The organism is Paraburkholderia dilworthii, assembly GCF_000472525.1.
GTDB lineage: Bacteria > Pseudomonadota > Gammaproteobacteria > Burkholderiales > Burkholderiaceae > Paraburkholderia > Paraburkholderia dilworthii.
In genome coordinates this window covers 422,939-444,780 of sequence record NZ_AWZT01000001.1, presented here as the reverse complement: position 1 = coordinate 444,780, position 21,842 = coordinate 422,939, and the positions used below count along the sequence as shown (strand labels likewise).

General features: G+C 60.0%; 20 protein-coding genes and 3 pseudogenes. 10 read left to right on the top strand and 13 right to left on the bottom strand.

The features are described from left to right. Positions 1-26: 26 nt before the first annotated feature. Together atzF and F759_RS0102355 are read right to left on the bottom strand one after the other, a co-directional pair. On the bottom strand, positions 27-1,868 hold the full coding sequence (gene atzF / locus F759_RS0102365) for an allophanate hydrolase (RefSeq protein WP_027798419.1): 1,842 nt from the start codon (positions 1,866-1,868) through the stop codon (positions 27-29). Positions 1,869-2,688: 820 nt separating this feature from the next. Next, positions 2,689-4,179 carry an HD domain-containing phosphohydrolase gene (locus tag F759_RS0102355; protein ID WP_036023363.1) on the bottom strand — a complete coding sequence of 497 codons (1,491 nt, stop codon included), beginning with the start codon at positions 4,177-4,179 and terminating at the stop codon, positions 2,689-2,691. A gap of 154 nt (positions 4,180-4,333) precedes the next feature. On the opposite strand from F759_RS0102355, the gene F759_RS0102350 reads away from it, so the two are divergent. Both F759_RS0102350 and F759_RS0102345 read left to right on the top strand, forming a co-directional pair. Next, complete coding sequence (locus F759_RS0102350) at positions 4,334-4,948, top strand: hypothetical protein (RefSeq protein ID WP_027798417.1); 615 nt, start codon at positions 4,334-4,336, stop codon at positions 4,946-4,948. 77 nt (positions 4,949-5,025) lie between these two features. Further along, positions 5,026-5,601: a DUF308 domain-containing protein gene (locus tag F759_RS0102345; RefSeq protein ID WP_027798416.1), complete on the top strand. Its 576-nt coding sequence runs from the start codon at positions 5,026-5,028 to the stop codon at positions 5,599-5,601. 181 nt (positions 5,602-5,782) lie between these two features. On the opposite strand, the pseudogene F759_RS40575 reads toward F759_RS0102345, so the two are convergent. Then, positions 5,783-6,061, bottom strand: a pseudogene (locus tag F759_RS40575) (helix-turn-helix transcriptional regulator); the annotation flags it as partial. 1,850 nt (positions 6,062-7,911) lie between these two features. Between F759_RS40575 and F759_RS0102340 the strand changes: the two are divergent. Beyond that, a complete protein-coding gene (locus F759_RS0102340; RefSeq protein WP_027798415.1) occupies positions 7,912-8,232 on the top strand; it encodes an HNH endonuclease in 321 nt (106 codons plus the stop codon). Positions 8,233-8,567: 335 nt separating this feature from the next. Continuing rightward, a complete protein-coding gene (locus F759_RS42790; protein ID WP_154670898.1) occupies positions 8,568-8,720 on the top strand; it encodes a hypothetical protein in 153 nt (50 codons plus the stop codon). A 98-nt stretch (positions 8,721-8,818) separates the two neighbouring features. Here the strand turns inward: F759_RS42790 and F759_RS44790 are convergent, their stop codons facing one another. After that, positions 8,819-8,944 carry a hypothetical protein gene (locus F759_RS44790; protein WP_274533464.1) on the bottom strand — a complete coding sequence of 42 codons (126 nt, stop codon included), beginning with the start codon at positions 8,942-8,944 and terminating at the stop codon, positions 8,819-8,821. A 9-nt stretch (positions 8,945-8,953) separates the two neighbouring features. Here F759_RS44790 and F759_RS45130 point away from each other — a divergent pair, with 9 nt between their 5' ends. Then, positions 8,954-9,340 carry a hypothetical protein gene (locus F759_RS45130; protein ID WP_407668508.1) on the top strand — a complete coding sequence of 129 codons (387 nt, stop codon included), beginning with the start codon at positions 8,954-8,956 and terminating at the stop codon, positions 9,338-9,340. A 360-nt stretch (positions 9,341-9,700) separates the two neighbouring features. Here F759_RS45130 and F759_RS37170 read toward each other — a convergent pair. The 4 genes and pseudogenes from F759_RS37170 to F759_RS37165 form a co-directional block, all read right to left on the bottom strand. Further along, positions 9,701-9,937 (bottom strand): annotated as a pseudogene (locus tag F759_RS37170) (transposase); the annotation flags it as partial. A gap of 280 nt (positions 9,938-10,217) precedes the next feature. Next, a complete protein-coding gene (locus F759_RS0102315; RefSeq protein ID WP_027798414.1) occupies positions 10,218-12,182 on the bottom strand; it encodes an aconitase family protein in 1,965 nt (654 codons plus the stop codon). Then, entirely contained in the window at positions 12,179-13,639 is a 1,461-nt protein-coding gene (locus F759_RS0102310; protein ID WP_027798413.1) for an MFS transporter, read from the bottom strand. Before F759_RS0102310 ends, F759_RS0102315 begins: the two co-directional genes overlap by 4 nt. 47 nt (positions 13,640-13,686) lie before the next feature. Continuing rightward, positions 13,687-14,907 carry a CaiB/BaiF CoA transferase family protein gene (locus F759_RS37165; protein WP_036023358.1) on the bottom strand — a complete coding sequence of 407 codons (1,221 nt, stop codon included), beginning with the start codon at positions 14,905-14,907 and terminating at the stop codon, positions 13,687-13,689. A 66-nt stretch (positions 14,908-14,973) separates the two neighbouring features. Here F759_RS37165 and F759_RS0102300 point away from each other — a divergent pair, with 66 nt between their 5' ends. Beyond that, entirely contained in the window at positions 14,974-15,687 is a 714-nt protein-coding gene (locus F759_RS0102300) for an IclR family transcriptional regulator (protein WP_027798412.1), read from the top strand. A 149-nt stretch (positions 15,688-15,836) separates the two neighbouring features. Here the strand turns inward: F759_RS0102300 and F759_RS45125 are convergent, their stop codons facing one another. Beyond that, positions 15,837-15,908: a hypothetical protein gene (locus F759_RS45125; RefSeq protein ID WP_407668512.1), complete on the bottom strand. Its 72-nt coding sequence runs from the start codon at positions 15,906-15,908 to the stop codon at positions 15,837-15,839. 71 nt (positions 15,909-15,979) lie between these two features. Next, complete coding sequence (locus F759_RS42965; protein ID WP_161633304.1) at positions 15,980-16,132, bottom strand: response regulator; 153 nt, start codon at positions 16,130-16,132, stop codon at positions 15,980-15,982. Between the two features lie 134 nt (positions 16,133-16,266). Here F759_RS42965 and F759_RS44785 point away from each other — a divergent pair, with 134 nt between their 5' ends. Next, on the top strand, positions 16,267-16,389 hold the full coding sequence (locus F759_RS44785; protein ID WP_274533463.1) for a hypothetical protein: 123 nt from the start codon (positions 16,267-16,269) through the stop codon (positions 16,387-16,389). A 69-nt stretch (positions 16,390-16,458) separates the two neighbouring features. Here F759_RS44785 and F759_RS40555 read toward each other — a convergent pair whose 3' ends face one another. The 3 genes and pseudogenes from F759_RS40555 to F759_RS37155 all read right to left on the bottom strand — a co-directional run bounded on the left by F759_RS40555 (position 16,459) and on the right by F759_RS37155 (position 18,389). Beyond that, entirely contained in the window at positions 16,459-16,647 is a 189-nt protein-coding gene (locus F759_RS40555) for an ATP-binding protein (protein ID WP_152530569.1), read from the bottom strand. A gap of 163 nt (positions 16,648-16,810) precedes the next feature. Beyond that, a pseudogene (locus tag F759_RS40550) lies at positions 16,811-17,190 on the bottom strand (ubiquinol-cytochrome c reductase iron-sulfur subunit N-terminal domain-containing protein). A 494-nt stretch (positions 17,191-17,684) separates the two neighbouring features. Then, positions 17,685-18,389: an NAD(P)H-flavin reductase gene (locus tag F759_RS37155; protein ID WP_051377055.1), complete on the bottom strand. Its 705-nt coding sequence runs from the start codon at positions 18,387-18,389 to the stop codon at positions 17,685-17,687. A 325-nt stretch (positions 18,390-18,714) separates the two neighbouring features. Here F759_RS37155 and F759_RS0102275 point away from each other — a divergent pair, with 325 nt between their 5' ends. The 3 genes from F759_RS0102275 to F759_RS0102265 all read left to right on the top strand — a co-directional run bounded on the left by F759_RS0102275 (position 18,715) and on the right by F759_RS0102265 (position 21,806). After that, on the top strand, positions 18,715-19,527 hold the full coding sequence (locus tag F759_RS0102275) for a PadR family transcriptional regulator (protein ID WP_027798411.1): 813 nt from the start codon (positions 18,715-18,717) through the stop codon (positions 19,525-19,527). 108 nt (positions 19,528-19,635) lie between these two features. Further along, entirely contained in the window at positions 19,636-20,460 is an 825-nt protein-coding gene (locus F759_RS0102270) for a siderophore-interacting protein (RefSeq protein WP_027798410.1), read from the top strand. An 83-nt stretch (positions 20,461-20,543) separates the two neighbouring features. Beyond that, on the top strand, positions 20,544-21,806 hold the full coding sequence (locus F759_RS0102265) for an MFS transporter (protein WP_027798409.1): 1,263 nt from the start codon (positions 20,544-20,546) through the stop codon (positions 21,804-21,806). The last annotated feature ends 36 nt before the right edge of the window (positions 21,807-21,842 follow it).

The following is a 21,842-nucleotide window of genomic DNA, read 5'->3' as shown; positions in this document are numbered from 1 at the left end:
GAATGCTGGATTTCCGATGGCGGGCATCAGGCGTTCGGCTGCGGCGCGCGGTGCGCGAGATACGCGCGCCAGCCGCCGTAAGCGGTAATGTCGAGGGCGCCCGCGTCGTGCGCGACCGCCGAGGGCTCACAGACGAAGCCCTTCACACTGTGCCCGTCGATGGTCTCGAGCGTGCCGATGGCGAGCGGCGCGGGCACGGCCGCGACGAACGCGCCGAACGTGCGCAGCGGCACTTCCCACAGTTCGATAGCGATGGCTTCGCCTTCTGCCGCGTCGCCCGTGCGGCGCACGAGGCCGGGTTTCGGCGGCAACGTGCCGGCAAGTGAATAGAGCCGGTAGTGAGGCGAGGTCGTCGTGGCTTCGACGAAGCGCGCGCCGGCTTGCAGCAGTTGCCAGTTCAACGGCTCGCCCCGCAGATGCGCACCGACCACGGCCAGCGTGACGACCGGTTCCTGAATCGGCAGCGGCTGGCTCGCGATGGCGTCCGCATCGCGTTGCTCGACGGCTTCGCTGAACAGCGCCTGAATACGCGCGCCGAGCAACGCGAGTTGCTGGTCTGCACCCGCTGGTCCGATCAGCGTCACGCCCGCGGGCAGACCGTCGGCGCGCGGCACGGCGGGCACGGCGAGCGCGCATAGATCGAGCAGATTGACGAAGTTCGTATAGATGCCCAGACGGCTGTTCACCTCCACCGGATTGGCCTTTACGTCGGCGATGGTCGGGTGCGTCGGCGTGGTCGGCACGATCAGCACGTCGGCGTGCTCGAACAGCGCTGCGGCCTGGCGCGCCAGCCTCGCGAGCGCGTACTGCCCGTCGAATGCGGCGGCCGCATCGAAACGCTCCGCCTGGCCGATCACCTTCGCGACGGTTGGGTCGATATCGTGGTGATGTGTCATAAAAAACGTGCCGAGCGCGGCGCGCCGCTCGGCGACCCACGGGCCGTCGTAAAGAAGCGCGGCGACCTGCTGTAGCGGCGCGAAGGCGAACGTCGCCGGCGTCAACGCGAGATGCGTGGCGATGCCATCCATGGTCGCGGCGAACGCGGCCGACGCGTGGTGGTCGTCGAAGAACGTGAGCGTGTCGGGAATCGCAATGCGCAATGGCGCGTGTTGCAAACCGCGCGAGGGCAGCGGCCTGGAGTAACCGTCGCGCGGGTCGTAGAACGCGAGCTGATTGAGCACTTGCCAGGCATCGGCGACGTCGTGCGCGAACACCGACAGCGTATCGAGCGTGCGGCACGCCGGCACAACGCCGCGCTTGCTGACGAGCCCGAGCGACGGCTTGAGCCCCACCAGCCCGTTGAAGCCCGCAGGCACGCGTCCGGACCCGGCGGTATCGGTGCCGAGCGAGAACGCGACGATACCCGTCGCGACCGCGATCGCCGAACCGGAGCTCGATCCGCCCGACACGTATTCATCCCGCGTGATCTGACGCACCGCGCCGTATGGCGAACGTGTGCCGACGAGCCCCGTCGCGAACTGATCGAGATTGGTCTTGCCAACGAGAATCGCGCCCGCGTCCAGCAGACGCGCCACCGCGAACGCCGTCTCGTCCGGCGTGTAGGCGAAGGCATCGCATGCGGCGGTGGTCGGCAGGCCGGCCACGTCGACGTTGTCCTTCACCGCGAACGGCACGCCGAACAGCGGCATGCGGGCAAAGAGCGCCGGGCCTTCGTCCGCGAGCAGGCGTTCGAGTTCGGCGGCGCGCGCGGCGAGCGAGGCTTCGGACACGCGAAGAATCCACGCTTCCGGACGATGCGTGATGGCAAGACGTTGCAGCACTGTGGCGACCGTGTCGCATGGCGATGTTTCGCCTTGACGATATGCGTCTAGCAGCGCGCGAACCTTGAACGGAGCGATGCGTTCCATGAGTTCAATCTTGAATACAAGTTGAGCGGTGGAATGCAGGCTTTGTGCCAGAGGGCTAATACAGACCGCAGATGCCTGTCCGGAAAGGCTTTGCAACTATCGACTCTTCTTCCTGACGGCGCATGCCGGGCGGCCTCAGAGCCGAGCGCGCTTCATCGTGGACCGTTTACCGGTGTGCTTCGGTGCACTGATTCACGGAGGCTGTGCACTGCAAGCGGTAAGTTAGTCTCGTTCGACACGGGCCTCATTGGACCGAACGGGTATCGGTCGTTTGACCGGTACGGTGCGGCCGCCGACAGGAGATCCTTTTCTTCAAGCCATTCGCGAACGGGCTTTCGAAATTACCCTGAAACAAGATTGTTTGTAGCTAGCAGGGCGACTACAAATCCCGTATGGGTGTGCATCGCGACTCGATCAACGCTGCCGGACTTACAGGCGGGGCCGTGTCACCGTGCTGACTTTTCTCTTGTAACTCTTCAGCGAGATCATCAGCGTGGACGATAACGACATTCCTCTTGCCAATAGCAACGTTGAATATCAAACCTTGCGGGAGAGTGGCTACACCGTCGTTAAAATGACTGTCCGCGGGATCGCTTTCTCGTAGTCCGCGGAGTCCTGACTGTGGAGACGAAAATCGGCGGGCTGGTCATGAGCATAAAAGTGCGTGACTTCTTTAACGTCGATACCGGCGTCGTTCATCACGTCAAGAACGAGACGGAAGAAGATGTCGTCTACATCATGGTTTAGGTGGGAGGCGCCCCGGACATCCTGCTAGCAGCGGCTCCAGTTGAGCGTCGGAGCCGCTGCACGAGTCGAGCGATCATAGCAAGCCCATTGCCGATGCCCTGAGCGTGGCTACCGCGCGCGTTGAGCATTCGAGCTTGCGAAACACGCTCTCCACGTGCGTGCGCACCGTACTCGGGCTGAGTGCCAACTCCTGCGCGACTTTCTTGTTGCTCGCGCCCCGCGAAATGGCACGCAGCACGTCGATCTCCCGTGCAGAGAGGCGCGCGTCTTGAGGCGTGCTGCTGGTGGCGCGTCTGGCGACGGCCGCGCCGTCACCAAGCAATGCCTCTACCGCGTGGCCATCCAGCCGGCCGCTTGCCGCCTCCTCACGCAACTGCTTCGCCGCTGCGTCGGCGGAGAGTGCCGCACGCCACGGACGCGCCGAGCGCAACGCGACCCACACCACCGACACCGCCAGTACCCGCGCCTCGAGCGATAACACCGCATCGCGGGCTGCACGAAAATAGCCGGAACCGTCCAAGCGTTCGTACGCATGCGATGCAAGTTTGGCCGCTTCGCCGAGCGCCCCGGCCTGCTGGCCCGCGCGCCAGGTCCAGTAGGGGACGAGGCGCACTTTTTCCCAGGCGCTCGGGGGCAGGCCTCTGGCCATGTTCCAGACATTGTTTGGAACCGCCGCGCGGCCAATACCGTGAATCAAACCCGCGCGATAGACGCGCCGGTGCGCCGCTTCGTCTGGCGTGAGCCGCGCACAACCTGCAGCTGCCGTCGCGGCCACTGCGCGCGAGAAGCCGGTCATCCATGGCAGCTTCAGATCGATGACGTCGGCGATCAATTCGGCCGACGTCGCCTGTTGCATTCTCGACGTCGTCAACGCGGCGTCGAGATCCGCAGGGGACAGCAGATCCAGTTCCGTCAGCCACGAGGGCGCATGGCGCACGGCGGTGTCGACTAGCCGCGCCGGGTAGCGGGCGTCGGCGCGTTGTGCAATCAGTCCGAGCGCCCGTTCCATACCATACGTGCGGGAGAAGACCTCCAGATCGCCGGCGAGGGCGACCACGTACACGGGAACCGGCACCGCCACTCCCTCCAGACGCGCGGGGAGCCCGTTGCCGTCCCACGTTTCGAAGATGTGCCGTAACGCAGTTTCGGTTGCGCGTGCGAGGCCCAGCATGCGCGCGATCTCGCCCGACACCTCACAGTGAATTTGCGCGAGCGGCGTGAGCACCGCGGCGACGCCGCCTAGCGCCTCGAGCGGCTCGATCCAGTCAACCCGACCTTCGAGCATCGCGACGCGGCTTGTGATGTCGTCGCCGAAAACGTCGGCGAAGCCCGCGGCGTTCGCCGTGCACCCTGACCACCGCAGCATCGACGCCTCGCGGACGGTGTCGCATGCTGTCGCGTCGATGCCAACGGCCTCGGCAAGGCGCGCTGCGAGCCACCCTGTGCGCAGCGAATGGTCGGTTGGCTGGCCCATGCTCAGATCGCCGATGAAGGCGAGCGCCTTCACCGAATCGAATACGCGCAGCGGCGTGTGACTAGCATCGTCGTCGATCGTTGGCGTCATGTGAACAATCACTTTTGGGAACGACTGATAACTATATGCGATTGCACCTTTTTTTGGGGGGGGTCGGTCATCTGACCGATGCCGACGAAGAGTGCGAAATGCGATCCTGACGTGCGATTGTTACACCGATCAGACCCGACCATACGGAGTATCCATGTCCTTCCGATTTCAACTCGTCGTTTCGGCGATTGCCCTCACGCTCGCTAACGCCTCGTTTGCTCAACCCTCGGGGGATAAGCCTGAGCGGATCAGGGGCACCATCCAGTCGTATTCAGCCGGCATGCTACAGGTACACCGGCGCAGCGGCGAAACGGTCAGCATCGCAGTAGACGATTCAACGGGCCTGAATGCCGTGAAAGCCGTACAGCTTTCGGATATCAAGCCTGGTACCTACGTGGGGGCCGCCGCAATGCCAGGCGCCGACGGCAAGCTCGTGGCGAAGGAAGTCCTCGTATTTCCCGAGGCCGCGCGCGGAACTGCGGAAGGTCATTATGCATGGGACTTGGGCGCGAATAGCTCGATGACAAACGCGAACGTCGATACGGTCGTGCAGGGCACCAGCGGTCGCGACCTCAAGCTTTCGTACAAGGGCGGCAATAACACCGTCACGGTGCCCGCGAACGCGCCGGTCGTCACGCTCATTCCCGCTACGCGCGACGAACTGACCACGGGCAAGCGGGTGTTCGTCGTGGCGAGCCACGGCACAGGTGCCGCCTACAAAGGGCTGCAGATCGTCGTGGAGAAGGACGGGCTGGCACCCCCGATGTGAGTTGGGCCGTCACGAGCGTTATCTATGATTGCCGCTGACGAAGCCCCACGGTAGCGGAGATTAGAAAAGGAGTTGCAATGAATGAAGATCCCATGAACGCCAATAGCGTTCGCGAAGAACACTGGCTAACGCGCTACTATTTTTTGCGGACCGCGTTTTCAGCGGTCTGGGTCGCACTTGCTTTTTCGGTTGGACAACACTCACCGGAGGCGACAGCGGCTTTGCTTTTCGTCTATCCCGCATGGGACGCGCTCGCCAATTACTTCGATATGTTGCGCAGCGGCGGGATGGCGGAAAGCCGCACGCAGGCAATCAACATTGTCATCAGCGTCATCACGGCGATCGCAGTAATTCTGGCGTTGAAAACCAGTATGAGCTGGGTGCTTGGCGTCTTCGGGGCGTGGGCGATACTGTCAGGGCTCTTGCAACTCGGAACTGCGTTGCGCCGCTGGAAGCGCTCTTCCGCGCAATGGGTCATGGTTCTGAGCGGCGCACAATCGGCGCTGGCAGGTGCTTACTTCCTCGTGCCAGCCGGTGTGTCGTTGCCCCCAGCAATCTCACGCGTGGCGGGTTACGCCGCCGTGGGCGCAATCTATTATCTGGTTTCCGCGGTGTGGCTCTATGCACGCCGGCTGCGCCGCAAGGTCGCTTGAACGGCGGAAAGAACTGGCCATTCTCACGACGCCACTCGCTCTGCATGTGCTTCATGAGTCGTTCAATATTGGCCGGATGATCTTTCTCTGCCGCGCCCAGAACCGGCTTGTAGAGGCGAGATTCGGCTGAGAGAAAACGGGCATCGGCCGCGCCGGACAACGAATCTTGGCCGTCCATCGTCAAGTGGCTGCGTCGCCAACTGGCGGGCGGTAAGCCGAATTCCCGCATGAATGCGCCATTGAATGCCGCCTCCGACTCATAGCCGATCCGCTCGGCGATAGCCCTAAGCGACTTCGCTCCGTCACGTAACGCCTGTGCCGCAATTTGCAGACGCCAGCGCGCCAGATACTGCATCGGTGGCGGGCCAAACAATTGAGTAAAGCGCTGTGCAAGCGCTGAACGCGAGAGGCCCGCTTTACGCGCAAGTTCATCGACCGTCCATCCATGCGCCGTACGTGCAGTTGGCGCCCACAATTGACGCTAGCAGCGTTCACAGAAGCGCTAGCAAGTTCAGTAACGCCGCTAGCGTAGCCGTCCGTTTCTGGGAAATCGAGGAGTTCGATAGCACGATATCGCCCGGAGCGCCGCACCGAAGTTGGCGGCTTTTCCGAACATCGATGCAGGGACCGTTTCCAGCAGGCTGTGATGCGTTGTGCAGTATTCAGCTTCAGGATTGAACCACTCTCTCTTCCACCGTGGGGCCGACACGTCGACATCGTTGAACACGAGACATCTGAAACAATAAACAAGGTAACGCTGGTCGGCCATCCATTCGGGTGGCGTCTGGATCGCTGCCAAGCTCCCCTCGCTCACCCGGGCCAACTTAGAGATCTGATCCGGCGGTGATGCGGAGACTGGAGGAAATAATATCCATCCCGCTTTTCCAAGGTTCGGCAGATTCAGCCGTGCTCGTTTCCCACAGCATGCCCACTCTGATCTGGTAACACGTCGCGACCCGTCCTAGCCAACTGCCAAATCCCTCTTCGAAAAACGGCCTTGGAGCGACAGGCCATGGCTTCGCAAGATCAGGCATGTCCGCGAGCGACACGCTCGAGATTCGTAGAGCGAAGGAAAGTCGTCACCAAAAGCGAAGTAATTTCGTCAACACCGCATTTTTGTGTGATTCTCCTATCAGCTAGGGGTCAATCATTGGAGGCGCTTATCAAGGAGCAGGCTCCCCTGACACTCCATGCCCTACGAGCTGCACGTCGGGATCAACAATGCCACGCCCGCGGAAATCTAATACGCGCAGGCTCTTTGCGTGGGTCTGAAACGCTGCAGGCTCTTCACAAAAAAACTTCGTCGCTCCTTATGCGACCGCAGTGCAAACGTTTGAAAAAGGGCCGTCCGGATGGCGCCCCAATCGCCCGAGCATAACGCACGCTCTGTCGTCATTAGCGCTTGAGCTGACGTGACCAACTGCTGGCTCGCGTGCGGATGCAAAGAGGTCGCGGGCGCCGCTAGTGCAGGCAGCGTGCGCTGTCTGTTTCCGGCCTCGACACGCGCAGATGCCCTTCACGCCGTATGGAAGTGCCGTACGGCGAATGCCTCGGTCGAGCTATAAACAACATCTTAGGCCACCATCTTGTGGTCATTTTATTTATTAGTAGTGCGAATCCTTTGTGGTTGTCACCATCTAGATGGAAATCGACGACGCATCGTGTTCCTCGACCGCCATGAAGCCACGCCCGTCTCTAACGCCTTTCCCGTAGTATCCGAATCGATTGCTGCTCGTGCGGTGAATGGCCCGCGCCTGTAAAGCGTCGAACCTCACCTGAGCCTCGGACTGAACCCATCGCAGCGACCGGCGTCGCGTGGGCGCGGAAAAGTGAGCGGCTCGAGGATCATGAAGAACCGACCAAGAAGCCCACCTCGCGGGAGCCGATGCGATGATCTCGGGCGAAGGGGAATTGACAGAATTATTGCGCACTGATGCGAATTGACAACTTTGCTTCGCAGCGTAACGAAGCAAAGTCGTCAATTCAAGGGCGCACGCCCTGTCCTGGCGGGCATCGGCCAGTGACGACATTACTTTGCTCTACGGGAAACCCGTCTTCAATGCTCCAGTCGGAGACGCCGCCGACCCTTCGTGGCCGGCTTTCTTTCGCCGCGGAGTCGCCGCCAGACCGGCGGGCTGACGCCGCGCAGACTGATTCGCAACTGGAGAACGGAAGCCGGATCGGAAGGATCGGAGTCCACCGACCCACTATAAGCTCCGCATCGGCCATGTTCGCTGGGATCCGACTTCAGCCCCAGCTTCGGCGCGGTCTCCTGGGAGGGCCAGTGTGCAGTGACCGGCGCTTACACCTTTGAGAGCGCTGGTCGCGGGTCATGCCAAGCCATCGAAGGACAGCACCGATGTAGAGAAGCTGGACCCGAGCAATGGCTTGCTGCTCGCTGGCACTTTGGACAAGGTCTACGACGGCTACCTTATGTCAATCCACCCCAAGACCGGCAATCTGCTCTTCTCTGATGCGATCGGCGAGGCGGAACGTGCCCGTCTGGTGGGTGACCATACCCGTCTGCGCAAGACGCCCACTGCAGAACAGGCGCTCTACCTGGAGGCGCACTACAAGCGCTTCCTCGAGAAGCAAGCAGAGCGCAGCTCCAAGCTGCGCAATGTAGCCTAGGTCCAGCGGGCTCCAGCGGGGAGCCTGTCGAGGCGGCCACCTCGACATCGTCCGTGCCTGCGAGAATCGCCCACATAGCATGACGGCACGCGGCCTACAGAAACCTTTCATACACGAAACGCTCAAGCAATTAAGAATCCGCTGGCGACAGGGTGTCGCACTGCGCACGCCAATAAACCATTTATAGTGCACTGCACAAGCCCCGTCTGATCGGCAAATGCGATCTGACGACCGTGTCCGGCGTTGCCCGGTTGCGGACAGATATGCCGCTGAAGGTGACTCGACACGCCTGTCAGCTTCGCCGGTTCCTGGTTAGCCATCAAAATGAGGTCTCTGTGAAATTCCTTCCCCGCATCGCCGCGTCCGGAGCGCTTTTGGTCGTCGCTCTCGGCGTCGTCACGTTCGCCCAGATCAAGTTCGCTCCACAGTCCGCAGAGGCCAACCCGGTCGCACGGATCGTCCTGAACGTCGAGTCGTGGAACGGCTGAGCGACTCCCACCGCTGTATGTAGCCCGCGCCCCGCAGGCAAAGAAAAACCCGCCAGGCTCCGGAGAGAACTGGCGGTTTTGAGCTACTGATTTCGGATTTACATACCAGGTGATGGTAACGGAGTTGACGCCTGCTCACGCTCCTCCAGCGACCAGTCAGCCTCCATGTCCACGGCACCCAACACCTTGGCCAGGTCACCAATCGCCAATTCGAGACCCTTCATCGTGGCCTCGTGAGACAGGCAATCTGCCCCCTTCGACGTTTCGATCATCAGCAACTTGAAGAGCGTATCGCCACACTGATCCAGCGCAAGCCAGCCCTCCCCGCCTTGCGCAAATTGTCACCGCGCAACCTGAAGGCATGGCCGAATCCAGAATTTGTGCAGCAGCCTCCTGCACAAATTGAAACCTCTTCACTCGGAAACATAGAATTGCGAATAAATGTCGATGATCGATATTTTGTTCAGCATATCGGCGAAAGTGTCGGGAAATATGTGAGCCGCGTGCGAATCGGTCACGCATGTCGAATGCTCGCAGACACCTCATGGCCCGTGTGGGTTATCGCCGCGCATTCGGATTTCCCAACGTTGCCAATTTCAACCGTCAATTTCGCGCGCTGAAAAAGACGACTCCCGCGGCCTATCGGAAAGAATTTGCGGGTCGGCCACGACATCAATTGAATGCCCCGTTGACACTGGAGGCGAGGTCGCCATCCTTGGACCGCTGATGAACGGCCTTCAGCTTGTGACTAAGCGGACCGCTTGGCTCGCGATATCGTGTGCGACGAAGCTGCGGCCCCGGCTCCCCTAGTTTCGATGACCGCGCGCGTGCGCTGAGAGGTTCGCGCCGCTGCCTCCCGGATCGATTCTACGAGCCGGTCCAGATTCGCAAATTCGAGTGGCTGCGTCGGTACGATCACCGCAAGCGATCCGACCGCTTCACCGGAATCGTCCGTGAACAGCGGCGACGCCAGTGCAGATCGAAGGTATCCGGTTCAGATAGCCGTAGATATAGATCTTGAGCATCACGCCTGGATGGTAGGACGGGCGCCCCGTGATCGCTGGAGTGATACCGTTGAAACCAAGATCCGCAAGGTCCAGTTCGTCGACGAAGGCGTCTATGACCCTGACCGGGTTGTCCTGTCCGATGTAGTCATCGACACATTCGGGAAGTAGTGCGACCTGCTTGCGGTCATCGCCTTCAACGAATCGCCTCATGAGTCACCCGGTCTCAGTGCGTTGATTCGGTTTAGGCGATCAATGTGTTTTCACACACTCTGGACCCGGAAGGGACGATCGATATGCTGGCGAGTTCGTCTCTTTCATCGCGACATCTTACGCGACCGCCTCGGTAACGTGACAACGCCGTGTTCGCAGTCGCGGATTCGATGACAATGAGTGATTCCCCAGCTTTGTGCCTGGGGCGGCGCTTCGAGCTGGCATACCTGCAAACGGCCGTGGCGATTGTGCAGGCGGCTTCCGGGATCGAACTGATGGCTCACCCAGCGCTACCGTAACTGGCCTTCAGTTCGGCGAAGGAGCTGAGTTTTCCGGCGAGGGCACTCGCTACTACGGTCGCCGGACTTGCTAACCAGACGCTTCCCGGCCCAGAGCGGCCGGGAAAATTACGGTTCACAGCGCTGATCGTGACCTGATCGCTGCTCTCGGAAGCGCCGGGGCCGCAGTTTGCACACGCACCACAGGACGGTTCGAGCATCATCGCGCCGGCCGACGAAAACACTTCGAGATACGATTGAGCTTCGCAGTATTTCTTGACGTCGGCCGTCCCATACTGAAGAAAGAGCTTCACACCGGCTGGTAACTTCACATCATGGTCCTTCGCCCACTTCAAAACTTCGTAGTAGGCGTCGAAGTCGGCGCGCTTTCCACCAGTGCAGGAGCCCCCGTAAGCAATGTCGATCGATTGCCGCTGCGGGAGCGACGACAGCATTACGCCGTTGCCCGGATCGCCGGGTCTAGCAATCATCGGAGAAAGGTTCGTGCAGTCCATGCTTATTGTTTCAGAATAAGTCGCACCGGGGTCTGCCTGCATCCAGCTCTCAAGTTTGAAATCGACGTTGCGTCGCTCACGAAGAAACCTCACCGTCTCCTCGTCAGGCTGAACAATCCCTGTCAGGCCACCGAGTTCAGCGGTCATGTTCGTCAGCGTTGCACGCTCATCGGTATTAAGGCTACGTACGACCTCCCCGGTAAATTCGAAAGCCTTGCCGACGCCAGCACCCGCGCGGATGCGCTCGTTTGCCAAAAGGTAAAGTACGAGGTCCTTCGCCGTGATGTCCAGCGGGCGCTTTCCAGTGAACTCGACTCGAATGACTTTCGGAATGGTGAGGCGTACCGCACCGGTAACGAGCGCGTTCGCCATGTCAGTGGTTCCCACTCCGAACGCAGCGCATCCTACGGCGCCGCTGTGTGGCGTGTGCGAATCCGTGCCAGCAATCATCTGTCCAGGCAACGCGTAGCGTTCGGTCATCATCGGATGCGATATGCCTTCCGACCCAAGTGAGCCATCGAGATACGCGTGTTCACGCAAGCCGAAACGCTTTGCGAAGGCATTATGCGCAAATTTCATAGCACTGACGCCGCTCCTTGCCGCCTCGGTCTGATGAGCAGGGCTAACTTCTGCGAAAGACAGGTGGTCCGCAAACAGGATCGTGTGGTCCGTATCCATCAGCGTAACGTCATCGCCCAAGTGCTTTTTCAAAAGGTGAGCACACATACCGCTGAAGTATTCGTGAAGAAAGCGCCAGTTCGTCCGGACAAATGCGCCCTCACCTGCAACAGGTCGCGGCTTGTCCGGAAGATACACGACGTGGCGCCAAAGCACCTTTTCAATGTAGCTCATGGGCGCAAGAAATTCGGATGCCCGCACTGACGACATAGCGCGATCGAGCGATTTCATTTCTGTCTGGCCGAAGCGCAGCAGGCCTCCGGCCCGAAGAACAGACGCGGCTAGAGGGTCACGGTCGGCGAGTAACTCGTCAAGCGTGATGTGTTCTCCTCGCTCAATGCGCTTAATCAACCCGAAGTCGGTCGAAGTGAAAAGACCGATGTTGTCAGCGTTTTGCCGGTATATCCGTTCAAAACTCTCTGCAATCACCAGTCGGATACCTCCTTCGTATTCGGCCATCGGACTGTGCTCACGCGAAGAGCCCTTCCCATAGCGTTTGCCAGCGACGGTGACAGAAAAACCTCCGTTACGGATAGAGTCTGCTTCAATGAGTTTTTGCCCTCCGGACCGCACTCCCACATATGGCACCCTGCCGAGGCGTTCGTCAAAATGGATAAGCACATCAACAGGTGTAATCTCATCCGTTGAAACGTTGTCGCGAAGCGGGCCGGCGCTCTGATGGTCGAGGTTCTCGCCGCGTAACTGGCGCTGCAACTGCTGCGGATCGTCTGTCAGATACAGTATGCGACCGCTGATGTCGAGTGTCGGGTTCATTCTTTGGTACCGGTGGAGTTGATGCCTCGTTCGGAAAGCAACTCGAGCGAGCGGTTGGCAGTCTTTGGTCCAAAGAGTATGGCGATCACGCAGATAGCTTCCGAGATAAGCACAAACAAGAAGACTCCCGACGGACCGTCATTCGAGAGGATCCACGCAATGCAGAACGGGACAAAGATTGCTGTGATGCGGCTCCATGAGTAGACAAAGCCGACCGCGCGGGCCCGCACTGACGTTGGGAATAATTCAGCCTGATAGGTATGCAAACAGTACGTCATCGTGTTTGAAGCAACCGTGATGAGCACTCCCATTCCAATGAGCAGCGCCGGCGCCCTCGTTTGAGAGAAGATTATTCCCGAGATTGCGATCAGCACGGCGACCGCCGCGAGCTGGGTTCTACGTTCAATCCTGTCGGCAAGAAGCAGGCCAATCGCGGGACCTACGGGTGCGGCAAGTGCGATGACGCCGGAATACAGCATGCTGCTTGCGACGGGCACGCCCTGCTTAACGAGCAGGTTAGGCACCCAACTGGCAAAACCGTAGTAGCCGACGGTTGAGAAGATGTTGTAGATGCTGAGGATAACGGCCCGTTTGACTAGCGTCCCGCGCGGGAATGTGGTCGTTGCCGCTTTCAAAGTAGCCGTTCGCGCATCGCTGTCGGACACTTGCGCACTAAGCGGCGCTTTACTTTTACTGCTGACGTGTCGCTCAATCATCTCAACCACCGCTTGCGCCTCCTTCACGCGCCCTTTTTGAAGAAGCCACCGTGGGCTTTCAGGCAATGCACGGCGCAAAAACCAGGCAAAGATTGCGCCGATACCGCCGGCCAGCACAACCCATCTCCATCCTTCGAGTCCCAGTGGCGCCAGAGGAACCAACCACAAAGCAAGGAATGCCGCGCCCGGTACAGCCAAAAAGCCGATTGCCTGCACGAGGGCAAACGCGCGTCCACGCACGGTGCGCGGTACGAACTCTGAGACATAAGCACCAATTGTGACCATTTCGACGCCGAGTCCAGTCCCCGCGACGAATCGCCAGAAGTTCATGCCGGCGGCGGTGTCTTGAAACGCAATGAATGCCGTTGAGATTGCATAGACAAGTAAGGAGTACGTGAAGATGGCGCGTCGACCAAACTTGTCGGCGAGGAACCCGCAGAACATCGTTCCCACAAAGAGCCCTGCAAAGAGGGAGGAAATAAACGCTGCCACGCCGCTGAGCCCGAACCAGCTTCCGGTGCTCATCGTGAAAACGCCGGACCGCACCATCGCTGGCGCGATATAAGCGGCATACAGGATATCGTAGGCTTCGAAAAAGAAGCCAATACCGAGCAAAGCGACGAGCTTCCAGAGGTACGGAGTAGCAGGCAACCGGTCAAGCCGCTCCAGCAAAACCAATGACGGAGGAGCGGTCTGTTCCGAATAAGATCGCGGGGCAATTGATGCAGCATCTAATTCCATGAAATGTCTCCGACATGACTTTTTAGCTAGTGCGGGTGATCGGTATTTCAATTTGCGGAAGCGTCAACCACTGCCTGAATGTCAGATGACCGCACCGCACCTGCCGACAGGAGCGCCTCGCTGAGTTCTTCGTTGATGCCCCAGTCACTGAGCAGCGCGCGTGTCTGTGCGCCAATGGGCTGCGGCTGCAGACGAATCTCAGGCACGTGTGCACCGATGCGCACGGGCAGTGCAGGCAGGTCGGCCGTCCTGTCGGTCGTGGTTCGCAACAGCGAGTGATTAGAATTGAGATGGGGGTCGTCGAACAGATCTTCGGGTGTCCGGACTTGCGAGAACGGCACCTCCGCCGCCTCGCAACCCGCCGCCACTTCCGACATTGACAACTTCCGCAATCTTTCAGCGAGAGCAGGAATGAGCCAAGGGCGCGCCTCAACGCGCATATTGTTTGTGGACAGACGCTCGTCCGTAGTGAAGTCCGAGAAGCCGAACCGCTCGCAGAATCTCACCCACTGTTTGTCACTCGTGATACCTACAAACGTCTGACCGTCAAAGACGTCAAACAGATCGTAGACACCCCACGCGTGCGCACGCTCGGGCATCGGTGTGACATCTGTACCACCAAGCCGAGACATGGCCATGTGCTGACCAACGAGGAATGAGGTCGTTTCGAACAATGCACTCTGCACCAAGGTGCCCTTTCCACTCAACGCACGTTCGCGTAGCGCGGCCAGGATGGCGATGGCACCGAACATTCCGCCGGTGATATCCACGATGGACGAGCCTGCGCGCAAAGGCCTGCCAGATGGCCCCGTCATATACGCAAGCCCCCCCATCATTTGCACGATCTCGTCGAGTGCAGGACGCGCGCTGTAAAGGCCGGGTAGAAAACCCTTCAGCGCACAATAGATGAGCTGGTCGTTAAGCGGAGCGACCGTGTCGTAATCCAGACCTAGCCGCTGCATCGTGCCAGGACCGAAATTTTCAATAATCACATCAGCCCACTTAATACCGGCTTCAATGGCGGGACGTGCTTCGGGATTCTTAAGGTCAATCGAGATGCTCTTCTTGTTGCGTCCAAAGAACCCGAAAAATCCCGAACCGAAACCCTTTAGGTTCCTGGTGGGGTCGCCATTGATGGGCTCTACACGCACGACCTCGGCACCAAGATCTGCAAGGATCAGCCCGCAGCACGGTCCCATCACCGTATGGCCGAAATCCAGGACTTTAATGCCGGTCAGCGGGCTGTTGCTGTCAATCTGTCCGTCCATTGTGTGTTCCATTGTACGTAACGCTCGTTTCATGTTATAACTGATTGTACTTATGGAGACCAAGTCGTGACATCTGGGGAAACCCGCAGCCGTGCGCCTCAGGCCGCGAACGGCGTAACGGCGCTAGAGCGAGGCCTGTCGCTGATCATGGCAATCGGCCAGCGAGAAGAGGGCCTCACACTTAGTGACGCAGCGCGCGCCAGTTCGCTGAACAAGACAACCGCTTTCCGGCTGCTGCAATCGCTCGAGGCGTTTGCCTTTGTGCGAAAGACTGTTGACCAGCGGTACTGCATCGGCCCAGCTATTGCCGTACTGAATCATTCGTCGACTAGCGCAAACTGGCTGGAAGTAATCGTTCGTCCCTATTTGGAGCGTCTAGCGACACAAACTGAAGAAACGGCGGGCTTTTTTGTTAGACAAGGCGGTGAGCGGTTGTGCATCGCTTGCGCGCAAGGCGGGCATTCGATTAGTCACAGCCTCAAGGTTGGCGACCGGCTACCGCTTGACCGCGGAGCAAGTGGCAAGGCACTGACTCAATTTGAGGAAGGCAAGCCCAAGGACTACGTACCGGAAGTGCTTTACTCCATCGGTGCCCGAGTGACGGAACTCGCTGCAGTTGCCCTCCCTATTTTTGACCGGAACGGTGAGTTGCTCGGGGCGATTTCGCTCTCCGGCACCGCGACGAGATACAGCGACTCTAAGTATCTCGATACACTGATCAGCCAGACGAGAGAGGCCGGCGAAAAATTGAATAACGCACTGGCGCTTGGACGGCGCTAGGTCAAGGAGAGATGGCCCGGAAATCGGTACAGTCGCACACGTTGAACGCCGCCCTTTTTCATAAGCACCCGGGAAGGCATCTTGAATCGATGTAGCAGCCTCAGGTGAACAGCTCGGTGACTCCCTTGAGTGTCGTGGCGGAGCATCATCTAGCCAGCAGCAGTCGGGATTACTCCTCTGCTCCGCCTTGAAAGCAGTGCGGCGCCGAGGGAGTGTTCCATATCCGCAATTAGCTTGCTCACAGCTGCGGGCAGCGAGACCTTCTCGTTCACTCGCTCGAGCGACGCGCTCGTCAGTGTGTTGGTTGACCGGACAGAACGGCCGTCAGTTCGTCGACGTTGACCGGCTTGATCAGATGATGATCAAAGCCGGCATTGTCCGCCGCCTGCCTGTCGCTTTCTTGGCCCCAGCCGGACACTGCAACCAGTAGCAACTGCTTTCCCAAGGTTGCCGCCGGATACGCCGGGCAACCTCGTAGCCATCGATCCCCGGTAGTCTGATATCAAGCAGGACGGCCTAGGGGCAAAATTCCTGTGCAAGCTGCAAACCGGTCAGACCGTCGCCCGCAGTACGAATTTCATGCCCGTTCAGTTCGAGCAGCATGGCAAGGCTTTCCGCCGCGTGCTGATTGTCATCCACTACGATGATGCGGCGACCGGCCGGTGCCGGATATTCGTGGACCGAAAGTACTTCCTCAACTGATAGAGTCGCATTCGATACCGGAGATGAACCACGAACTCGCTACCCTGTCCGGTCCCCTCGCCGCTGACTTCAATGGTGCCGCCGTGCAGAGTAGACACCCCGCGCCAGCGCCAGGCCGATGCCAAGCCCGCCGTGCGAGCGCTTTTCCGAAGCGGCCACCTGCGAGAACATGTCGAACACAGTACCGAGGTTTTCAGGCGCGATCCCAACACCGGAATCACGAAGGCAGACCATGGCGCGGTCATCCTTGCGGATCACCCGTAAGAAATGCGACCGCCATGTGGTGAGTATTACTCGCGTTATGCAGCAGGTTGAGCATCACCTGCGTAAGCCTGACCTTTCACATTTCTCCGTCGTTTGAACGGCGAGACTGAGTTGGCTCGCATGCGGAAGGAACACGATTTCCGAGTAGTGACCTGCATTACGCTTCGCCTGCTTCGTCCTGTCCAATGACGACCTCGACAGCCGATGCAAACATGTAGCGAGGCACATCCAGGTTTTGCGGGGCAGGTTTGTTTCGGAACACGCGGCCAGCGAGGTCGTACGTCGAACCGTCTGTCGGCTCCGGTTGACGAAAAACACCGGTAGGCCGCGCCAGGCCACGGTAATCATATCTGTGGGACGCAATCCGCCTATATTTACCGTAACCGGCGCACCGGCGGCCCTGGTCCTGGCCGACGGTGCAAGCGAATCGACGAACGGTACAAGGGTGGCAACGCCAGCAATACCGCCCAGACATGACGTCGCGATCAGCCATTGTCGTCGACTGTCATCGAAGCCTTCGTTATGGGCAATGTCCATGACATCTCCCGCTATAGGTGTCTCTATTCGTTAGAAGCGCAAGCACTTAATACGCAGATCACGATACCGACGATTGTTGCCTACATATGAGCCGACACGGCAACGCAGAGGACGCCCGTGCGCGCTCTTTAAATCAGTGAATTCAGCGTAGGTCACCGTACTTAAACGATATAAAGTGCTCGGGGCATCCTTCGCCGCAATGATCCGACGCGATGGCGCCGCAGAGTTTGCCTGCCAGCGCAATCGTCTGTTCAGTGGCGTCTATGTACGGTGGTCGGTAGCACGACCGCGGTCGCGCGTCGTTCGGATAACGCGGTGCGGATTGCCCGGTCGACCAGATGCCCCACCCACACTTCGGCCAGAGGGAGTCCCATCGGTCGTCCGACAACGTTCAGTGATAAAGGCAGTGCAGGGCGGTTCGATCACGGCGGGCAGACCCAGCGAAGCTCCGGACGAAAAGAACCCTGAAAAATTAGCCAATTAGATAACCTGGATTACTGAAATTCGTCGTTGCAACTGGGAGGCGAAAAACAAGACTTCTCATAACTGACTGTGATATTACGGTCGACCGTTTTCGAACGCATCACTGAAAAAACTCGCCGCAGGCAGCCCACAATCGCCATTGAACGTAATTCGGCCAAGTTCGGATGATCTTTTTGGACGGCTTCATGGACAAACCCGCTTCGTCCCTGCCACCTGGCTCCCGGCTCGGAAAGCACGGGTACGAAGGTAAGACTCTCTGCGGACCTAGCCCAAGCGCGCGCCTCTTCCAGTGCATAAAGGTCCGCCTGGCGACGTCCTCCCCAATAAAAGGTTGCCCCTCTCTTCGCAATGCTTTCAAAGTGCGTTTTCATCATCGACGCGATTGGCGCATAGCCGGTGCCCGACGCAATAAAAATCAAAGGTGCTTTTGTGTCGCTCAGCACGAAAGAGCCAAAAGGCCCCTCGACGGGCAGCAGGTCTCGCGCTTTGAGGCTCTGATAGACGTGCTGCGAAAACCGTCCACCAGGCATCGCCCGAACATGCCATTCCACCTGCCCATCTTCAGCCGGTTCATTCGCTATTGAGTAACTACGGCGCGTCCCGTCGCGCAGCACGACATCGAGGTATTGACCAGGCGCGAAGCTGAACCCGCAACCAGCGGGCGTCTGCAGCCGGACCACTGCGACGTCTTGACTGAGGCGCTCAACGGACGCCACCCGGGCTCCCACAACCTAGAGGCTCCCGCGCGCGCGTGGCCATTTCGCGAATTCGATATCCGACCGTAGCGAATCACCGCATTCCCGGATCCCAGGGCGCCGAATTCAACTACTATCAAAATAAAAAAGTGATAGGCGATACTATCACAATTGTGCATTGCGCAACAAATTTTCCCGGTGCAGCAAACTTTGTTGTCTCCGGACGCCGGCTTTCCCGTTACTGCAGACTTGTTGTGCGCCCATATCTGCGCAAACAAAAATTTGACAGACTATCTTTAGATATATATCTTACGACACATCTTAAGACACAAATGGAGTGTGCAAGATGCGTCATCACCATCGTTCTGGCCGCCAGCATGGCGCGGACCATCCTTTCGGCGCGGGTTTCGAGCGCCCGTCGCTGCACGCGCTCTGGCATGCATTTGCCCGTCACCATGAACATCGCGCACACGGCGCCGACGAACGCGCCGACGATCATCATCGCTTCGCGGCGCATGCACTGTGGCATGCGATCGGGCGTCACCATGAGCATCGCGGCGGGCGCGGCCATTTCGGCGGCGGCCCGGGCGGCTTCGGCGGCGAAGGCGACGGTTTTCCGCGTGGCCGCAAGTTCAGCTCCGACGATCTGCAACTGCTGCTGCTCTCCCTGATCGACGCGCAACCGAGCCACGGCTACGAGCTCATCAAGGCTCTGGAAACGCGCTCGAACGGCTTCTACAGTCCAAGCCCCGGCATGGTGTATCCGGCGCTCACGTATCTGGAAGAACTCGGCTACGTCACCGTGCAGCTCGAAGGCAACCGCAAGCGCTACGAACTCGCGCAAGCCGGACGTGAGTATCTTGCGACTAACCGCGACCGCGTCGAAATGATGTTTGCGCAGCTGAGCCACATAGCCCGCAAGATGGATTCGGTACGCCGAGCCTTTGCCGGCGAAGAGCCGGCCGATGTCAGCGAAGGCGGCTGGACGCCCGAGCTGAACGAAGCACGCCGCGCGCTGAAAAACGCACTGCTGCGTCGTGACAATGCGCCGGCTGCCGAGCAGCGCCGCATTGCCGCGATCCTGATGCGTGCAGCAAGAGAAATCGAAGGCGAACGCAATCCGGGCGGCAGCACTAGCGACGATGCACCCACGGCGTGACACGGCGAACCCCGGCGTTTCGCGACGCCTGACGCTTCACCCCACGCGGCCGCGCAGACGCGCGGTACGCGGCTAACCGAACAAACCGCTTTGCATGGAACCCGCTCAATGACGACTCAAGATACCCGACCCGACCTCGCCGTGCATCGCGTGCGGCATCCGCTCAAGTTCCGCCTGCTGCAAGTCACGAAAGTACAGGCACTCACGCCGCATCTGGTCCGCGTGACCTTCACCGGCGAAGATTTGCACGACTTCATGTCCGCTTCGTTCGATGATCACATCAAGGTGTTCTTCCCCGAGCCGGGCGCGGATAAACCCGTGCTGCCGGAAGCCGGCCCCGACGGTCCCGTGTTTCCCGAAGGACGGCGTCCCATCGCACGCGATTTCACGCCGCGCCGCTTCGATCGCGAAGCACGCGAGCTCGATATCGAGTTCGCGATGCACGAAGCGGGTCCGGCGGCGACATGGGCTGCGCAAGCGGAAGTCGGCCAGTACCTCGGCATCGGCGGGCCGCGCGGCTCGCTCGTGATTCCTACCGGCTTCGACTGGCATTTGCTGATCGGCGACGACACCGCGTTGCCCGCGATCGCGCGCCGCCTCGAAGAACTGCCGGCCGGTAAGCGCGTGGCCGCCGTGATCGAAGTGGCCGACCCGTCGGCTCGCATCGAGTTGGAGACGCAGGCCGAGTTGCATCTCGTGTGGCGTTATCGCAGCGAAGCCGGCTCTCGCGGCGAGGCTTTGCTGCAAGCGGTCCGCGAAACCTATCTGCCTGAAAACGGCGAAGGCTACGTGTGGGCCGCGGGCGAATCGGCGACGATTCGCACGATCCGCTACCACCTGTGCACGGAACGCGGCGTCGACAAAGCGCGCATTCGCGCGGCGAGCTACTGGAAACAGGGCGCGGCAGCCGTGCATGAAACGATAGACGACTGAACGCCGCGCGAGCATCCGGCGAATGCCATGAGCGGCCAGGGCGCGCGCAAGCGAGCGGTGCGCTACCAACAAGGAACCTGCCGATGTATTCAATTGATTCAAAGCATGAACGCCGTTTGCTCTGGCTGCTTGCACTAACCCAGTTCACCGTCATCATGGATTTCATGGTGATGATGCCGCTCGGTCCACAGATCATGCACGCGTTCGGCATTGCGCCAGCCGGGTTCGCCACAGCCGTATCGGCGTATTCGTGGTGCTCGGGCTTGTCCGGACTTTTCGCGGCGACCTACATCGACCGCTTCGACAGGCGGCGTTTGCTGCTCACCATGTATGCGCTGTTCGCACTGTCGAACCTGGCGTGCGCGTTGGCGAGCAGCTTTGCGTTGCTGCTGGCCGCGCGCGCTTTTGCGGGCATTACCGGGGGCGTGCTCGCATCGGTGATCATGGCGATCGTGGCCGACGTGATTCCCGTGCAACGACGTGGCGCCGCAACCGGCACGATCATGACCGCCTTCTCTCTCGCGGCGATCGCCGGTGTGCCGGCCGGCGTGATGTTAGGCGCGCATTTCGGCTGGGCCGCGCCGTTCTTCCTGCTGGTCGCGCTGTCGCTCGCCGTGTGGGTGGCGGGCTGGCAACTGGTGCCGCCGCTGGCCGCACATCTGAACCGGCGTCAGCCGCCGCTCGCCGAAGTGCTGCCCGATCTGATGCGGCTTCTCGGCAACCCGCGGCATATGGCAGCCTTTGCACTGACCTTCGTGATGATGGTCGCGCATATGCTCGTCATTCCGTTCATTTCGCCGGTGCTGGTTGCCAACCACGGCGTGTCGCCCGAGCAACTGTCGTGGCTGTATATGGCCGGGGGAGCGGCAACGTTCTTCACTTCGCGCCGGGTCGGCAAGCTCGCCGACCGGTTCGGCGCACGGCGTGTGTTCCGGATCGCGGCGCTGCTTGCATGTCTGCCTGTACTCTTCGTGACGCACCTGCCGGATCTGCCGTTCTACGCGCTACTTCTGTTCTTCCCGGTTTTCATGGTGCTGATGTCCGGGCGAATGGTGCCGATGCAGGCCCTGCTGACCACCGTGCCGCAACCCGACCGACGGGGCGCTTTTCTCAGCGCAAACAGCGCGCTCCAGGCGCTCGGCACAGGATGCGGCGCGTGGATCGGCGGTCTGATGCTCGGCAGTTCGCCTGCCGGCCAGATCGTCGGCTATGGAACCGTTGGATGGGTGTCGGTCGCGGTCGCGCTAGCCGGCGTCCTTTGGGTCTCGCGAGTACGAGGCGCGCAGGGCGATGGCGCTGCACCGGCGCCTGCCGTTGTGCACCGCGAAGCGCTCGGCGAGGGCTAAGCCTCGCGGCGCTCGCCTGCACGGACTGTTCGCGGA

Excerpts from the sequence above, each read along its gene's own strand:
- atzF (WP_027798419.1), bottom strand. The coding sequence starts at position 1,868 with ATGGAACGCATCGCTCCGTTCAAGGTTCGCGCGCTGCTAGACGCATAT.
- F759_RS0102355 (WP_036023363.1), bottom strand. The coding sequence starts at position 4,179 with ATGACGCCAACGATCGACGACGATGCTAGTCACACGCCGCTGCGCGTA.
- F759_RS0102350 (WP_027798417.1), top strand. The coding sequence starts at position 4,334 with ATGTCCTTCCGATTTCAACTCGTCGTTTCGGCGATTGCCCTCACGCTC.
- F759_RS0102345 (WP_027798416.1), top strand. The coding sequence starts at position 5,026 with ATGAATGAAGATCCCATGAACGCCAATAGCGTTCGCGAAGAACACTGG.
- F759_RS44790 (WP_274533464.1), bottom strand. The coding sequence starts at position 8,944 with ATGAAGGGTCTCGAATTGGCGATTGGTGACCTGGCCAAGGTGTTGGGT.
- F759_RS0102315 (WP_027798414.1), bottom strand. The coding sequence starts at position 12,182 with ATGAACCCGACACTCGACATCAGCGGTCGCATACTGTATCTGACAGAC.
- F759_RS0102310 (WP_027798413.1), bottom strand. The coding sequence starts at position 13,639 with ATGGAATTAGATGCTGCATCAATTGCCCCGCGATCTTATTCGGAACAG.
- F759_RS37165 (WP_036023358.1), bottom strand. The coding sequence starts at position 14,907 with ATGGACGGACAGATTGACAGCAACAGCCCGCTGACCGGCATTAAAGTC.
- F759_RS44785 (WP_274533463.1), top strand. The coding sequence starts at position 16,267 with ATGCCCGTTCAGTTCGAGCAGCATGGCAAGGCTTTCCGCCGCGTGCTG.
- F759_RS0102275 (WP_027798411.1), top strand. The coding sequence starts at position 18,715 with ATGCGTCATCACCATCGTTCTGGCCGCCAGCATGGCGCGGACCATCCT.
- F759_RS0102270 (WP_027798410.1), top strand. The coding sequence starts at position 19,636 with ATGACGACTCAAGATACCCGACCCGACCTCGCCGTGCATCGCGTGCGG.
- F759_RS0102265 (WP_027798409.1), top strand. The coding sequence starts at position 20,544 with ATGTATTCAATTGATTCAAAGCATGAACGCCGTTTGCTCTGGCTGCTT.